The 14890-nt window shown below is 71.6% G+C and carries 13 protein-coding genes and 1 pseudogene; 4 read left to right on the top strand and 10 right to left on the bottom strand.

Translation table 11 applies throughout. The features are described 5' to 3' along the window. Window positions 1–222: 222 nt before the first annotated feature. A complete protein-coding gene (locus OG485_RS02625) occupies window positions 223–771 on the top strand; it encodes a DUF1062 domain-containing protein (RefSeq protein WP_328664047.1) in 549 nt (182 codons plus the stop codon). Window positions 772–844: 73 nt separating this feature from the next. On the opposite strand, the gene OG485_RS02620 is transcribed toward OG485_RS02625, so the two are convergent. After that, window positions 845–1099, bottom strand: a complete 255-nt coding sequence (locus OG485_RS02620) for a lipopolysaccharide assembly protein LapA domain-containing protein (RefSeq protein WP_328664045.1) — start codon at window positions 1097–1099, stop codon at window positions 845–847. 177 nt (window positions 1100–1276) lie between these two features. On the opposite strand from OG485_RS02620, the gene OG485_RS02615 reads away from it, so the two are divergent. Further along, window positions 1277–1633 carry a hypothetical protein gene (locus OG485_RS02615; protein WP_328664043.1) on the top strand — a complete coding sequence of 119 codons (357 nt, stop codon included), beginning with the start codon at window positions 1277–1279 and terminating at the stop codon, window positions 1631–1633. A gap of 33 nt (window positions 1634–1666) precedes the next feature. On the opposite strand, the gene OG485_RS02610 is transcribed toward OG485_RS02615, so the two are convergent. The 7 genes from OG485_RS02610 to OG485_RS02580 all read right to left on the bottom strand — a co-directional run bounded on the left by OG485_RS02610 (window position 1667) and on the right by OG485_RS02580 (window position 10692). Continuing rightward, on the bottom strand, window positions 1667–2563 hold the full coding sequence (locus OG485_RS02610; RefSeq protein WP_328664040.1) for an NAD-dependent protein deacetylase: 897 nt from the start codon (window positions 2561–2563) through the stop codon (window positions 1667–1669). Between the two features lie 93 nt (window positions 2564–2656). Next, window positions 2657–3205, bottom strand: a complete 549-nt coding sequence (locus OG485_RS02605; protein WP_328664038.1) for an FABP family protein — start codon at window positions 3203–3205, stop codon at window positions 2657–2659. 144 nt (window positions 3206–3349) lie between these two features. Further along, window positions 3350–6277, bottom strand: coding sequence for a hypothetical protein (locus OG485_RS02600; protein WP_328664036.1), 2928 nt, complete (start codon window positions 6275–6277; stop codon window positions 3350–3352). Window positions 6278–6279: 2 nt separating this feature from the next. Further along, window positions 6280–8127 carry an HSP90 family protein gene (locus tag OG485_RS02595; RefSeq protein ID WP_328664034.1) on the bottom strand — a complete coding sequence of 616 codons (1848 nt, stop codon included), beginning with the start codon at window positions 8125–8127 and terminating at the stop codon, window positions 6280–6282. Window positions 8128–8175: 48 nt separating this feature from the next. After that, a complete protein-coding gene (locus tag OG485_RS02590) occupies window positions 8176–9162 on the bottom strand; it encodes a hypothetical protein (RefSeq protein WP_328664033.1) in 987 nt (328 codons plus the stop codon). Window positions 9163–9595: 433 nt separating this feature from the next. Continuing rightward, window positions 9596–10264: a class I SAM-dependent methyltransferase gene (locus OG485_RS02585; protein WP_328664031.1), complete on the bottom strand. Its 669-nt coding sequence runs from the start codon at window positions 10262–10264 to the stop codon at window positions 9596–9598. 170 nt (window positions 10265–10434) lie between these two features. Then, window positions 10435–10692 carry a siderophore-interacting protein gene (locus tag OG485_RS02580; protein ID WP_328664029.1) on the bottom strand — a complete coding sequence of 86 codons (258 nt, stop codon included), beginning with the start codon at window positions 10690–10692 and terminating at the stop codon, window positions 10435–10437. Window positions 10693–10835: 143 nt separating this feature from the next. On the opposite strand from OG485_RS02580, the gene OG485_RS02575 reads away from it, so the two are divergent. Further along, window positions 10836–11618, top strand: coding sequence for an AraC family transcriptional regulator (locus tag OG485_RS02575; protein ID WP_328664027.1), 783 nt, complete (start codon window positions 10836–10838; stop codon window positions 11616–11618). Between the two features lie 210 nt (window positions 11619–11828). After that, a complete protein-coding gene (locus tag OG485_RS02570) occupies window positions 11829–13001 on the top strand; it encodes a 4-hydroxybenzoate 3-monooxygenase (RefSeq protein ID WP_328664025.1) in 1173 nt (390 codons plus the stop codon). Here the strand turns inward: OG485_RS02570 and OG485_RS43900 are convergent. Together OG485_RS43900 and OG485_RS02565 are read right to left on the bottom strand one after the other, a co-directional pair. Then, window positions 12957–13160: pseudogene (locus OG485_RS43900) on the bottom strand (hypothetical protein); the annotation flags it as partial. The gene OG485_RS02570 and the pseudogene OG485_RS43900 sit on opposite strands and share 45 nt — an antisense overlap. 71 nt (window positions 13161–13231) lie before the next feature. Continuing rightward, window positions 13232–14731, bottom strand: coding sequence for an MFS transporter (locus OG485_RS02565; protein WP_328664023.1), 1500 nt, complete (start codon window positions 14729–14731; stop codon window positions 13232–13234). Between the last annotated feature and the right edge of the window lie 159 nt (window positions 14732–14890).

Here is a 14890-nt window from a genome sequence, read left to right as displayed (position 1 = left end):
TTATCGGCCTCCTGGGAGTCGGAGGCCGAGAACGGCCGGGCCGGAAAACCGGTGGAACGGCACCGCCGCGAGCCTTTACCGTGCTGCCGAGCCCCATCGCCCAGGCAAGGACGTGCCGTTGTACACCCTGTGAGACCTCCCGAGCGCTGATCTGTCGCGCGTCGCACCTGTGCGCCGCGCTGCTTCCTGCTGCGGACTTCTCACTGAAAACGGTGTACTTCTGTGCTCAATAGCTGGGTGGTCATGCCCACCTGCCTGCCGACCGTTCTCCGCCGATGCCACGCCTGCGCGTCCGAGCGTTTCCGGACCGACGGAAAGTTTCGCGTCAACGCGAACCACAAGCTCCTCGACGCCTGGCTCCTCGTCCTCTGCGCCGGGTGCGGGGACACGGGCAAACTCACGATCCTGGAGCGGACCCATGTGCGCTCGGTCCGACCCGAGCTGCTGGACCGGATGCACGACAACGACCCCGGCCTGGCGGCGGAGTTGCTCCAGGACCCGGTGGTGCGGCGCCGCAGTCGCATCGCCCTCGACTGGGACGGCGCCTGGCGTCTCGACACCGGCGGGTCGGATCACCTCGGCCGTGAGGTGATCGACGTCTCGGTCCGCTTCGCGGCGCGGATCCCCGTCCGGCCGGTGCGCCTGATAGCCGAGGGCTGCGGTCTCTCGCGGGCCGAGGTCGAGAGACTGACGGCGGAGGGCAAGGTCGTCTCGGCGGTCCGGCTGAGCGGCAAGGTGTCCGGCGACTTCACCTTCACGCTCAAGCGCTGAGCCTGCTCGGAACCGGTGTGGGCCTGTCCGGCATGATCCGCCGGGCAGGCCCCAGTCGAGTTCGGAGCGCGGACTACCGGCGCGCCCGGCGGTAGGCGATCAGCAGCCCCAGGAGGATGCCGACGAGGAGGGTGACGGTCAGCACGATCCAGAGGGGGAGGGTGACCTCGGGGATCCAGAGCCGGATGGTCACGGAGCTGGTGTTGGCTGCGATGAACCAGATCGTCAGGGCTGCCAGCACGAAGAATCCGATGCTGCGTATCCGGTAGTCCCGCCCCTTGACCGTCACCGTGGACGGCCCGTGTGCCTTCGCGGTCTTCTGGCCCATACAGCCAGTATCCGGCTGTTCATGCGCGCGGGCGACTCGATCGGTCGCGACGGGCGCCCTGCGCCGTCGTCTGCTGGTGCCCTCTGTCCGTCTGCGGTGTCCGTCCCCTGCGGCTGTCGGCGGACTGTGCGGCCTTCCGCCCATCAGAGCCGGGGAGCAGGCCGGTAGCCTCACCCCATGGATGCGCTCGTGCCCTTCGTCGTCATGTTCGGCGGCCTCGCCGCGGTCCTGGGTTTCTTCGTCTGGCTCGCCGCCCGTGTCCGTGCCAGGGGCCTTGCCGGTGGAGCCGTGAACGCGGCTCTCGCTTCGTACGAAGAGGCGTTTCGCGCGACCTCACACGCGGCCCACGTCGAGATCCAGGCGCAGAAGGAACGCAAGGCACCGGTCCTGTCGCCCGACGACCACGGGGAGCGCGGTCCCGGAGCGGGGATCCCGGTGGGCCCCCGGGAGCGCCGACGACCGGCCCGCTCGCGCACGCGTCGTTCGCGACGGACTCTTCGTCGCTGGGCCGGTCGCTTCCGGGGCGAGCACTGAGCCACGCCATCCCTCCGGCGGTACTGGTCCGGCTCAGGCCGCGGCCTCGTCCAGGGGTATGCCGAGCCGGCCGGCCACGGTGGCGAGGGCCGTGCCCAGGGGGAGCGCGACCCGGGTGAGGGCGTGCTGGTCGCCCCGGGTCGCGTCCCGGTTGACGATCACCACCGGCTTCCCGGCATCGGCCGCCTGACGGACGAACCGCAGACCGGACATGACCGTCAGGGAGGAGCCCAGGACCAGCAGCGAAGTTGCCTCACGGACCAGCCGACGGCAGTGCTCGACCCGCGGCGGCGGAACGGACTCGCCGAAGAAGACCACGTCCGGCTTGAGGATGCCGCCGCAGACCGTGCACGGGACCACATGAAAGTCCCCGACCTGCTCATCGGTGAGATCGGCGTCACCGTCCGGGTTCACTGCGGCGGCCACCGGATCGAAGCCGGGATTGGCCTCCTCCAGCAGCCGGGCCAGTTCGCGGCGCGGGGTGCGGGCACCGCAGGAGAGACAGACGACCCGCTCCAGGCTGCCGTGGAGTTCCACGACGCCCTGACTGCCGACGGCCTGGTGCAGCCCGTCGACATTCTGTGTGATCACTCCCGAGAGCAGACCCTGCCGCCCGAACGCGGCCACGGCCCGGTGTCCGTCGTTGGGGCGAGCACGGCCGAAGGTCCGCCAGCCGAGGTGGCTGCGCGCCCAGTACCGCCGCCGGGCCTGAGCGGTCGCGGTGAAGTCCTGGTAGGTCATCGGGGTGTGCCGGCGCAGGCTCCCGCCCTCGCCGCGGTAGTCGGGGATGCCCGACTCCGTCGAGATGCCCGCCCCGCTGAGCACCAGCACACCGCCCGTGCTCAGTGCGGCGGCGACCGGCTCCAGATCCGTGGTGCCCGGCGGTAGATCCCCGGGGGGTATCCAGCTCAGAGTGGGGCGCATGCGCATGCCCCCAGGGTACGGACACGACGACACCCTGTACGGGCCGGCGGGCACCGCGCCGCTCTCCGGCCCGCCCCGTTCCGCGGCCGGCTGTGCGCCTCAGCTCCCGCCCGGGCGTCGGAGCCGCGCGGAGAGATGATGTTGCAGGGGCTGACCGACCGCCGCCAGGTCATGGAGGAAGTCCAGCGTTCCGGCGTCCGCGAACGTGTAGCGGCGGCGGGTGGCGACCACCTCCTTGGCCGTGGGGGCGAGCGCCACCTGCTCGGTGGCCAGATCCACCGTGCCGTCCGCAGCTCGGCCGACCAGGATCTCCGCGATGCCGGTCGGCTGCGTGATCAACGCCTCCACCCGTCCGTCGGCCTGCATCCGCCACCAGCCGCTCTCCCGGGCCGAGGGGCGCAGCGGAGCGCCGTCCGCGTCCAGCAGCCAGGCACGCGCCTCGTAGTGGAGGAAGGGCCGGCCGTCGTGGCTGAACGTGACCTCCTGCGCGTAGACGAACTCCTCGTCGAGCGTCGGATACGTTCCGCGGCCCTGTCCGGCCCAGGTGCCGAGAAGTCCGGTCACCGGCGTGAGCAGCGCGTGCGGCGCGGGCGCCTCGTCCGGTCCGAGCGCATCGGGGTACGGGTGCTTCCCGACGGGGGCGACCATGGCATCCACTCCTGGGTTGAGGCACCGGTACCGCCCGGCAGCCTAGTGGTAGACCACCCGTAGATCGTGATCCTCCCGCTGGAGCGGCCTGTCGAGCCGCGGCCGCGGTGCCGGGAAGGGTGTTCCGGCACCGCGGCCGGGGTGTCACTCCTCGTCGCGCAGCCGGGCGGCCAAGGCGGTCAGCGGTTCGGCTTCCGCCGTGCGGCCCAGGGCGGTCAGGAGGGACACCGCCGCGCCGAGGCGGGTGAGGGCGGGGGAGACACGCTCCAGATAGACGCCCTCCATGGCACCCGCGAAGCGCACGCACTCGGCCCACTCGCCGGCCCGGTCGTCCTCCGGTCCCGGCTCGCCGAGCAGGGCGAGAGCCTTCTCCAGCGCCGCCAGGGCGTCCTCGTACGCACCGGCGTAGGCGTTGACCCGCCCGTGTTCGTAGGCCAGGGCCGATTCCAGGGAGCGGCCCTGCGCCTCGTACGCGGCCTCGCGGGCCTCCTCGGCGATCCGGCCGGCGTCGGCGAGGAAGGCGAGCGCGTCGGCCAGGCCGTCCTCGCCCTGCTGCTGGGTCCGCTGGCGGGCGAGTTCGCGCAGGCAGCTGCTGAGCTGCTCGTAACGCGGTGCCTGCCCGTGGGCGGCGAGCGCCTGGGCCACTGCTTCGCGGGCACGGTCGAACTCGCCGGACTCGCCGAGGAGAACGGCCGCCTCGGAGGCGATCATGGCGTGGCTGCCCGGGTCGTCGTCCCAGCCGGCCGACTCGGCGGCGAGGGCGACGAGTTCCGCCGTGGCGGCCTTGAGGTCCTCTCCCGTGTGCAGCGCCCGGGCCCGGGTCAGCCGCAGCTGAGCCAGGAGCCGGTCGTCCAGCTCTCCCGCCGTGACGTCCGGTTCGGCCATCAGGGAGTCGAGCAGGGCGATGCAGTCCTCGACACGGCCCAGGTCGAGGCTGAGCTGGGCCGCGTTGCTGTAGGTGCAGAACGCCTCCGTGCGGCTGCCGTGACGGAGGTCGAGTTCCGCCGAGCGCGTCAGGTGGCGCAGTGCCTCGTCGGGCCGGCCCAGGTGCATGCAGACCTCGGCCAGGTCACCGTGGAGGCGCCCGGTGTCGACCGCCGCGGCCGGCCAGGCGGCGGCCAGTCGCAGGCCCTCGGCCAGGCTCGCGTGCGCGGCTTCCGGGTCCCGGAGACCGAGCTGGAGCCGGCCCCGGAGCCCGAGTGCGCGAGGCAGGTGCCAGGCGGGGCCGTGGGCCTTCAGCCGGTCGATGAGGTCGTCGACCCCGGTGAGCGCGGCGGGGAGGTCCCCGGAGAGGGCGTGCGTGCCGGCTCGCAGCAGCAGCCCGCCGGAGATCTGCCCGACGACCTCGTGCCGGGTGGCGAACTCGAGAAGCAGGTCCACCTCGGCGAAGACCGGCGCGACGTCCTCCTCGTTCCCCGACTTCTGCAGGCGCAGACCGAGGGAGGTCGCCCGCAGCCGCAGCAGACGGGCCTCGTGCACCGGTGCGAGGTCCGACGTCTCCTCGTGCAGGGCCACGATGGACGCGTGGGCGGCCGTCAGCGCGGCGGACTTCGCCTCGGCGTCGTCACCGGCGTCCTCCGCGGCGGCGAGCAGCGCGCAGGCGCGGGCGAGTGCCGCCTGGCCCGGCGCCGCGGCGTCTTCGTACAGGCCCGCGGCCTCCTCGTACAGGGCCTCGGCGACGGCGAAGTCGTCCTTGTCGCCCGCCCGGTTCGCCTCGTCGTCCAGCAGGTCCGCGCGCAGCCGTACGAGCGGGCCCACCTCCGGGTCGTCGGGGTGGGTGTAGTCGCCGGCGGCGGCGAGCGTGCGGAGCCGTGCCCAGCAGGCCGGTGAGTCGGGGTGTCCCTGGTCGTCCAACGCCCTTGCCTGGAGGATCATTTCGGCGATCGACTCGGGCACGGCGGTGGTGGTACGGGTGGGGGGTGCGGCAACCGGGACGACGGCGGTGACCAGGTCGTCGAGGCTGCGGGGGCGCAGGGTCAGCTCCAGCGAGTCCAGGAGCGGGGCACGTTCGACGCGGGCCTTGCGACGGTCGCCGTGGGTGCCGGTTCCGTTGCGGGTGTCGAAACGCGCGGCGAGGTCGTCGGCACGGTTTCCCACTTCGGCGCGCAGCCCGGCCACCGTCCAGGCGCGGCCCGCGTATCCGGCCGCGGGCAGCTCGCCGTGGCCGAGGTGCTCGACCCGCCGGAGGAGAACATCCACGCCGGTGAGGAAGTCGAGCATCTCCCGCGGCGAGTCCACCTCGTCGAACAGCCCCCGGTTCTCGGCGAGCAGCTCCAGACCGCGTGCCTCGTTGCCGGTCAGCGCGCAGAACTCCAGGTGACGGCCGACCTCCCCGGCCATCGAGGGGTTGCGGCGGCAGGCGCGGTAGCCGGCGAGGTGCAGTTCGACGGCCCGCTCGACGGCGCCGGTGCGCAGCAGGGGCAGCAGCGCGTGCGAGATGGAACGGGCCGGCTCCTCCTGACAGGAGTCCTTCCCGGCCAGGACGGGCTCCCAGACGCGCAGGGCCCGCTCGTCGTCGCCCCTCGCGAGGTGGTACAGGGCCCGCTCGCAGATCTCGCAGGCCTCGCAGTCGCTGAGCCGGGTGCGGGGGCGGCCCGCCCACAGCTCGAAGGCGAGGGCGGTGTCCTCACCGATGTGGGCGGCGAGTTGGTACGCCTGCCCGTAGTAGGGCTGGAGGCCGAGGTCGGCCTTCTCGTACCGGTCGCGCATCTCCGTCTGCCACTGGCGCAGGCTGGTCAGCGGTATCTCGGGCAGCGCGAGCAGGGCGTTGGCCACCCACTTGAACCGCCAGAACAGCGTGTGCCGCAGGCGCCCGTCGAAGACGTCGGGCTGTTCGTCGAACAGGGTGAGCAGGCGGGCGAAGACGACGGGCGACTTCCGGGGCTCGGAGCCGTAGGTGTACGCCTCCTGGAGTTCGAGGAGAGCGTGAATGAGCGGGCCGGGCTCCTCGAACTGCTCGGCCGCCTCGACGAGTTCCTCGGCGGTGACGGTGCGGGTGCGGCCGTACGGGCGCCGGTCGTTCTCCTGGAGCGCCTCGAGCAGCTCGTCGGTGGTCTGGGGTGCGATCGGCATCGTCAGCTGTCCTTGCGGAGGGCGTGGGCGAGAAGGTCGAGGAAGGAGCGGTTGATGAGGCTCGACTCGGCGGGCCTGAGCGGACGCCGGGACAGCATCGCGGCCTGACCGTAGAGGGCTTCGGCGCTGGTGCGGGCCAGCTCGGGCTCGGTGATGGTGACGGCCGTACGCACCAGCGGATTGAGCTGGTTGAGGATCAGCTGGGCCCGCGGAGCCTCTTGGCGCAGGGCACCGAGAATGTCGCCCCACACACCGCCTTCCTGCTCACGGGCGAGCTGGGAGCGGGTGCGCTCGTGCCGCGCCTCGCGGCTGTCGACGAGGAGGGCGGGGGCGGAGGCGGGCTGGAAGGCACGCAGGGCCACATCGCAGTCGAAGACGGCCAGGGCGTCGCGGGCCCGCGCCAGGTAGGCCGCCGCGGCCAGTTCCGTCTCCCGGTCGACGGGGTCGAGGTGGGCGGTCAGGGTCGCCGGGTCGAGGTCCGCGACGCTTGCCTCGGGCCTGATCTCCGGCAGCCGGTGGACGAGTTCACGGTCGTACGTGTAGCCGCCGTTGACGACGCCGAGTCCGGCGGCCGAGGCGATCGCGGCGACCTGGCGGAACTCCTCCACGCTCGATGTCACGAGCACCGTGCGGTGGGTGCGCGCGAACTCGTCGAGCGTGGCGTGCCCGTCGGTCGTCTCGAACGGCAGCCAGGGCAGCAGCATCCGCAGGATCTCGTCGTCGTGCACCGCGAGCGACTTGACGGCCAGATGGTGCGCCTGGAGGAAGCGCGCGAGCAGGTCCGGGTCGCTGGCGGCGGCTCGGGCGATCCACTCACGCAGCCGTTCGGCGAGGGCGTCACGGACGGCGGCGAGGGTGTCGTCCTCGTACAGGGACTCGCGGGACGCCGTCGGGCGAAGGCTCTCGGCGTCGACGACGCAGCGGACGAAGAACGCCCACTCCGGCAGGATCTCCTCGGCCTGCTCGGACAGCAGCATGCCCTTGACGTGCACGCGGTGGCCGTGGCGGCGCCCGGCCGGCACCGTCTCGGGCAGCACGCAGGCGACGCCCTTGAGGCCCACGGCCGGCAGGTCCAGCTCGATCGTGTCCAGCGGCTTGAACCCGAGGACCTCCTCTCCGTACGCGGCCAGGGCGCGCGAACGGGCTCCGGGCGTGGGGTACGCAGCCGTCCAGGGCGCGGGTTCGGGGTTGACCGGCGCGGGCGTGCCGCCCGTACCGTCGGCGAAGGTCACCGGGTGGCGCAGCAGGGAGCCGAAGTGCCGGGCCAGCGCCTGGACCTGGACCGGCCGGGTCCACTCACCGGCGTCGGCGCGCGGCGTCAGGGTGACGGTGGTGCCGGGCCGGGGGCGGGCGGACGCGGGCAGGGTGCGGACGGTGTAGCTGCCGTCGCCGCGTCCCCGCCACTCCACGGTGGGCGCGTCGGGGGTGCGGGCGGAGCGGCTCAGGACGTGGATCTCGTCCGCGACCAGGAAGCAGGACAGCAGGCCGATGCCGAACTGGCCGATGAAGTCGGCGCGTTGCTCGGCGATGCGCTCGGCGCGCTTGCTGCTGCGGCCGATGGTGGCGAGGAAGGTGTGCACGTCGGCCTCGGTGAGACCGACACCGTCGTCCTCGACGCGTACCACCGAACCGTCGGCGTACAGGCGTATGCCGAACGCGTCGGTCGAGGCACCCGGTTCGAGGGAGTGCCGGGCGGTCAGCGCGTCCACCGCGTTCTGCAGGAGTTCACGCAGATAGACGCGGGGGCTGGAGTAGAGGTGGTGGGACAGGAGGTCGACGAGGCCACGCAGATCCACTTGGAAGGTGCGGTCGTCGCCCGCCGGGATCGCGGCGGTGTCGGGCAGTGTCATCGGGACGTCCGGAGGGGAGAGGAGACGGGTGGCGGGATCGGCGTGCGCTCAGGCGCGGCGGTGGTGGCGGGCGAACTGCTTCTGGGGCTCCGAGAAGTACGTCCAGGGCCAGCTCGTGTACGCGCCGTCGAGCGCCTGGAAGACACGCCGGACCGTGTGACCCTCACCGGCCAGCGACAGGGCCATGGCGAATATGTTGAAGTCGTGCTGCCAGCCCGGGTGCCGCACATAGTCGGGGTGCAGGATGCTGTGGTCGGCCGCCTTGCGCAACTCGGCCTGGATCTCCGGGGTTTCGAGACAGTCCGCACGTTCCGACTCGACCCAGTCCTCGATGTGCGCCATGGCGATCGCGCAGCCGAGCCGGTGTCCCTGCGGGGCGCGGCCGATCGCCTCGCAGGCGAACGCCAGGGCCTGGCCGGGATCGCCGCCCCAACGGGGCTGCAACTGCGACACCCACTCGATGTGGGTCTCCAGATCCAGCGGGTCACGGCGCAGAGCGGCGTCGAGCCGGGCCTCCTTCACGGAGGAGGCCAGCGACATGCCCCGGGCCGAGGTGAGCAGGCGGCGCCACGGGGTGATCCACTCCGGCCGCAGCTCGGCGGCCTCCAGCAGATGCTCCTCGCCGATGAGCAGCCGCTCGCGGAAGACGCGCCACTGCTCCTGCTTGACGTCCACGGCACGCGCGCTGGTGCGCGCCTCCCAGCCCCAGCTGATGTGACGCGTCCCGGATATCAGCAGGGCCGTCGCCCGGTGCTCCTTGTCCTCCTCGACGGCCCGCCCGATCCAGTCCTGAACACCGTCCAGCTCGGCCAGTTCGGCGAGGACGCGGTGGTCGCGGCCGAGATCGAACGGCGCCAGCCTGGCCTTGACCGCCTCCCATTCACCCGCTTCGGCCGCCTGGACCAGCGCGAGCACCCGTACGTTCCCGAGCGCGAGCAGCGTGTGCGTCCCGTTCTTGCCCCTGCGCACCACCGGGAGCGCGTACGGATCCGCCGCCGGTCGCTCCGCCTCCCTGCCGAACAGCCTGCCCCACATGCTGCGCCCTCCCCTGGTCCCTCATGATCGTCCGGTGCAGCATAAACGGACCTGCTGACACCGTTGCCACCGAGTTTCCACGGGTCTTTCACGGGCTCGGGCCCGGTCGCGCAGGTGAGCCCCCCGGCCGCTCGGACAACTCGGGCGTACGACCTGCTCGTGGCGGCGGACGGCTCGGATCCCGCGCCCGGGCCCGATCCCGCGGCCCCGGCCGCCAACCGGGCGAGGCCGCGGGCGCAACGGCATGGTGCGAGACCTGAACGAGCCGGCGACCGGAGACTGGTGGCCCGGTGTCAGCCGGAGCAGGAGTGAGCAATCACCTCGAAGATCCGCTCGTCCGGCCGCGGCAGCGGCAGACCGTCCACCAGGTGCGGCCCGGCAGACCCCGGCGCGAGTCCGTCCCCACCCATCCGTGATCACTCTCCGTATGTCTTCAGCCGGGGCGCTTGGCCATGACGACCAGACCGGGCCCGCTGTACTCCTCCGGGGGGAGTCGCAGTTCGGCGACCGGGTTCAGGCCGGCTTGTTCGATCAGGCCGACGAGTTGTTCCGGCCGCCACTTGTGTGTCGTCCAACGGACGGGTACGCCTCCGTAGGCCTCGGTGCGCACCGCGTCCTCGTCACCGACGTGTGTTCCGGTGATGAAGTGTCCGCCCGGCTTCAACGCGCGCGCGAACATGGCGAGGACCTGGGGAAGGACGTCCCGGGGGAGGTTGAACAGTGACCACCACCCGAGCACGCCCCCCAAAGACGCTTCACCGAGGTCGAGCTCGGTGGCGGAAGCGACAGCGAAGCGGCACTCCGGATGGAGTCGGCGCGCGTTCTCGATCATGCGAGGAGAGAGATCCACCCCGGATACATCGAGTCCGCGTTCGGCGAGGTAGGCGGTCACCGTTCCGGGCCCGCAGCCGACGTCGAGGACGGGCCCGAGCCCGCGCACGGTGTCGGCGAAGGCGTCGATCGACGCCTTGAGCCATGGATGCTTACGGATGTCGCCGACTCCCGTCGTCACGACCATGTGGGCGTAGTTGTCGGCTACCCGGTCGTAGGACTCACGTACGACGTCGAGATCGGCCGGGCGGTCAACAGGATGTGCGCGCATCAGTCAACGATAGTGCTGCACGGGGGACTTGGGGCCTGTGCAGCGGTGAACGCACTGCGGTTCCTCACGGTCCGGCCGGACCTCGTGAGGGCGTTGACGCGGTTCTCGTACTCGCGGCGGGCCTCGCGCTGTACCGGTATCACTGGGACACCCAGTGCGTGGTGGGGCGGTTAGGAGGCCGGCGCGCCCGTGAACCTGCGCATCGTGTACGTCCGTACCCGCGGGCGCCGCTTGCCGCCCTGCAGCGTGAACTGGACGATCCACCGCTCACTGCTGGGCGGGAACACGTCGCCGTCGTCGGCGGGGTCGGCGAAGAACAGACGGCCGGCCTGGTCGAAGCCGGTCTGTTGCAGGTGCCGGACGTCGTCTCCGCCCGGCGTGACGGTCATGAAGTGCGGGCTGGTCTGCTCGCCGGCCTGAACGGTCAACGACAGCATCCGCCGTTTGCTCGGGCGTTGGACGCGCGGCGTCATGACCGTCCACCGCCTCGCAGGATCGTGCTGCTTGTCGGGTTCATGACGCCACTGTCCGGCTCTCCACCCATGCGGGACCACCGTTAAACTGATGCCTGATGCCGAAAGACCGCCAACCTTCACCGGAGTCGCCCGGCCCCGAAGCGACGCCGCTCCAAGGCGCCGCGTGGCTGCCGCACGGCTACCGGCTCGACCCCCACTCGCATGCCGAGGGGCAGCTCGTCTATGCCGCCGCCGGCGCGCTGGCCACCGCCACCGAACGCGGAACATGGGTCGCCCCGGCCAACCGCGTCACCTGGACACCCCCTCACTTCGCGCACTCCCACCGCTTCTACGGCCGGACCGACGTACGCCTCCTTCAGGTCCCGCTCGACCTGTGCGCACAACTCGTGGCCCACCCCAGCGTCTTCGCCGTCAGCCCGCTACTGCGCGAAGCGCTCCTCGCGCTCACCGACAGCCCAGAGCGGCGCCCAGGCGCCCACCGACGACTGCTCACGGTCATCGTGGACGAGCTTGTCGACGCCGACGAGCAGTCCCTCCACCTGCCGGAAGCCAACGACGACCGGCTCCGCGCCGCCACCGCGCTCCTGCACGAGGACCCCGCCCGGCCCACGACCCTTGCCGACCTGGGCCGCAGGGTGGGAGCCGGCGAACGCACCCTGAGCCGCCTGTTCCACACCGAGCTGGGCATGAGCTTTCACCGCTGGCGCACCACCCTGCGCATCCACCACGCGCTGGCCCGCCTCACCGACGGGATGTCAGTGACGGAGACCGCGGTGGCGTGCGGCTGGTCCAACCCCTCCAGCTTTATCGACGCCTTCACCGAAGTCGTCGGCCAGACACCCGGCCGCTACCGGGCCGAACTGCGCCACCACTCCTGACCATCAGCGTCTGTGCAGCTCAGACACCCTGCGTCGACCTCACTCGCCAGGTTGGCGGCTTTCCGGTATCTGCTGTCCAATCACCGGTGGTGCGCACGACAGGGGGCGTCGCAGGGTGGTGACCGAACGCCGCACCACCCGGGCGGCGCCACCGGCGGCAGCCATGCCGGGAACCGGTCCACCGCCTTGAGCACGGAGGCTCGCACACCCATGACCACGACACGCGACGACACGGCAGTCGTCATCATCGGAGCCGGCGTAGCCGGTCTGACCCTCGGCAACTTCCTGCTGCGCAACGGCATCGCCTGCATCGTGCTGGAGAAGCATCCCCGCGCCTACGTCGAACAGCGCCAGCGCGCCGGGACCATCGACACCTTCGGGGTGCGCATGTTCCGCGAGTGGGGCCTGGACGAAGTCCTGGCGGGCGACCCGATCCCGCACGGCGAAGGCGGCTTCTACATCGATGGCCACGCGATGCCGATCGATGTGGACGAGGACAACAACGAGAGCCGGTACTGCCCGCAGCAAGTCCTCGTACGCAACCTCACCGAGGTCTTCCTGCGCGAAGGCGGCGACCTGCGCTACGAAGCCGCCGACGTCACCCTGGAGAACCTCACCAAGGGCCACCCCGGCGTGCGCTACCAGGACGCCGACGGAACGGCCCGGTCCATCGACTGCAACTTCATTGCCGGCTGCGACGGCTTCCACGGCATCTCCCGCCGCAGTATCCCCGCCACGGCCCTGACCGAGTACTCCCACGAATACGGCTACTCCTGGCTCAGCGTCCTGGCCGCCACTCCGGCCGGCCCGTCCGGCATGGCGATCCACGAACTGGGCCTGGCCGGCATGATCCCCCGCGGACCCCGGGCCAGCCGCATCTACCTCCAATGTGCCGTCGACGACACCCCCGAACAGTGGCCCGACGAGCGCATCTGGAGCGAGCTGGAAGCCCGCTTCGGCACCCCTCCCTCGCGCGGCGAGATCCTGTCCAAGCAGATCGTGCCCCTGCGCAGCGTGGTCTTCGACCCGATGAGTCACGGCAAGCTGTACCTCTTGGGCGACGCCGCCCACATCGTCCCGCCGATGAGCGCCAAGGGCATCCATCTCGCCCTGCACGACACCGAGGTCTTCGCCCGAGCCGTGATCCGCCACGCGACGGAAGGCGACTCCAGTCTCCTCGACAGCTACTCGGAGACCTGCCTGCCGCACATCTGGAACTACCAGGCGTTCGCCACGTGGATCACCGACACCATGCACAACGCTGGATTCACCGGTTTCGAGGGCGAGTTCAAGAAGCAGATCGCCCGTGCCGAGCTCCAGCGCCAGTTCGCCTCGGAGTCAGCGAACAAGCTGTTCAGCGAACTCACCGCCGGTACCAACTAGTCCCCACCTCCTCTGGGACTGCGCTGCGTCGTCGTCCTCGTCCAGCTCCGGCCCGTCCGGGTCGCGCAACGGGCGCAGTGCGCCGGCGGCCGGGACGCCGGCGGTGAAGCTGTAGCGGCCGAGCAGGTCGAGGTTCCGGTGTCTGAGCGGGGAGAGCCGGTGGCCAGGTCCCATCCGTCCCGCATCGCACCCGTGCCGAAGGCACACCCGCGGAACCCCGGGAAGACCGTTCAGCCGCGCCGGATCACTTCCTCCGCGTCGCCCTCCTCGAATCCCCGCGGCACGGCCGCCGCGGCCCGTTCCGGCTCGGGGTGCGCCTGGCGCACACGCAGGTCGGCGACGGCCAGCAGCAGGGCGATCACGCTCATCCCGACGGCCGTGAGCAGCCCGAGCTGGATGGCCGTCACGGAGCGGCCGTGGTCGACCTGATGCGCGAAGTACACCGCACCCACCACGGCGATCCCGGCCGCCGAGCCGATGCGCTGCCCCGTCTGGAGCACCCCGCCGGCCGCGCCGGCACGCTGCACGGGGACGCGGGTGAGGGTGAGGGTCGTGTTGGGGGAGACCGTGAGGCCCGAACCGATGCCGCCGACGACCATGGGCAGGGCCGTGGCCCATCCGACACTCTGCAACGGCACCAGCTGCACCGCCACGACCACCCCGAGCAGCCCCACCACCACGGCGAGCAGGCCGAAGACGACCAGCTTGCGCCCGTGCCGCATCACCAGCCGGCCGCCGATGGCCGCGCCGACCGCCGAGGCGGCCGCGAAGGGCAGCACCGAGACACCCGCCGCCAGCGCGCTGTATCCGGCCGTGTTCTGCAGGAACAGGGAGTAGACGAAGAAGACGGTGGTGAATCCCGCGAAGTAGGTCAGGCTGATCAGGGAGCCGAGTGTGAAGGAGCGCAAGGAGAACAGGTCCAGATCGACCAGCGGAGCCCGCCCCCGACGCTTCTGGCGCCGTTCCCACTCCCAGAACGCGATCAGCAGCAGCGCGGCCACCGGCAGCAGGGCCCACTTCAGCCGTCCGGTCCACTGCTGCTCCTGAACGAGCGGCAGCATGAGCGCGAGCACGGCGGCGCCGAGGAGCAGCACGCCGACCGGGTCGAACTCCTCCCGCTTGCCCGTCGACGCCGGGAAACGCGGCAGCAGCCGAAGTCCCGCGGCCAACGCGGCCACGCCGATGGGCAGGTTGACGAAGAACACCCAGCGCCAGCCGTCGTCGGTGCCCACGGCGTCGATCAGCACACCGCCCACCAGCGGGCCGGCCGCCGTCGAGATCCCGATGACACTGCCCAGCAGTCCGAACGCCTTGGCCCGCTCGGCGCCCTGGAACATCTGCTGGATCAGGCCTGAGGTCTGCGGGGCGACCATGCCCGCCGCCGCGCCCTGGATCAGCCGGAACAGCACCAGCCAGGAGGCACTGGGAGCCAGGCCGCACGCCCCCGAGGCGAGCGTGAACAGGGCCAGCCCCACCAGGAAGGACTGGCGCCGCCCCCGCATGTCGCCCAGCCGGCCCGCCGGGACGAGCACCAGCCCGAAGGTCAGGGCGTACCCGGAGACCACCCAGGACTGGGCGGCCTCCGAGGCGGCCAGCCCGTGTTCCATCGAGGGCAGTGCCACGTTCACGATCGAGGTGTCGAGGAGCGAGATGAAGCCCGCCGTCAGACAGACGGCGAGCGCCTTCCACCGCCGGTGGTCGGGGGTGGGCGGGGCTTGGAGGGTGGTCATGGGGTCACGCTAAGCAGCCGCCCCGCCCAACGCAGGGAAGGAGCCCTTCCGCGCGCGTCGTGACCGCCGGGGCCGGTACGGGGCACTCCGCCCCCGTACCGTCGCCCTGCACGCCTGCACGCCTGCACGCCTGCACGCCGCAGTACCGCCCCCGAGGCG

The organism is Streptomyces sp. NBC_00328 (assembly GCF_036139655.1).
In the GTDB taxonomy this organism is placed as follows: Bacteria; Actinomycetota; Actinomycetes; order Streptomycetales; family Streptomycetaceae; genus Streptomyces.
The sequence above is the reverse complement of the archived record's forward strand: the minus strand, read 5'-3'. Positions and strand labels throughout refer to the sequence as shown.

What these genes read in the sequence shown, in the direction of transcription:
- OG485_RS02595 (WP_328664034.1), bottom strand. Translation starts at nt 8,127, where the DNA reads ATGACACTGCCCGACACCGCCGCGATCCCGGCGGGCGACGACCGCACC.
- OG485_RS02610 (WP_328664040.1), bottom strand. Translation starts at nt 2,563, where the DNA reads ATGCGCATGCGCCCCACTCTGAGCTGGATACCCCCCGGGGATCTACCG.
- OG485_RS02565 (WP_328664023.1), bottom strand. Translation starts at nt 14,731, where the DNA reads ATGACCACCCTCCAAGCCCCGCCCACCCCCGACCACCGGCGGTGGAAG.
- OG485_RS02620 (WP_328664045.1), bottom strand. Translation starts at nt 1,099, where the DNA reads ATGGGCCAGAAGACCGCGAAGGCACACGGGCCGTCCACGGTGACGGTC.
- OG485_RS02585 (WP_328664031.1), bottom strand. Translation starts at nt 10,264, where the DNA reads ATGCGCGCACATCCTGTTGACCGCCCGGCCGATCTCGACGTCGTACGT.
- OG485_RS02575 (WP_328664027.1), top strand. Translation starts at nt 10,836, where the DNA reads ATGCCGAAAGACCGCCAACCTTCACCGGAGTCGCCCGGCCCCGAAGCG.
- OG485_RS02600 (WP_328664036.1), bottom strand. Translation starts at nt 6,277, where the DNA reads ATGCCGATCGCACCCCAGACCACCGACGAGCTGCTCGAGGCGCTCCAG.
- OG485_RS02590 (WP_328664033.1), bottom strand. Translation starts at nt 9,162, where the DNA reads ATGTGGGGCAGGCTGTTCGGCAGGGAGGCGGAGCGACCGGCGGCGGAT.
- OG485_RS02605 (WP_328664038.1), bottom strand. Translation starts at nt 3,205, where the DNA reads ATGGTCGCCCCCGTCGGGAAGCACCCGTACCCCGATGCGCTCGGACCG.
- OG485_RS02615 (WP_328664043.1), top strand. Translation starts at nt 1,277, where the DNA reads ATGGATGCGCTCGTGCCCTTCGTCGTCATGTTCGGCGGCCTCGCCGCG.
- OG485_RS02570 (WP_328664025.1), top strand. Translation starts at nt 11,829, where the DNA reads ATGACCACGACACGCGACGACACGGCAGTCGTCATCATCGGAGCCGGC.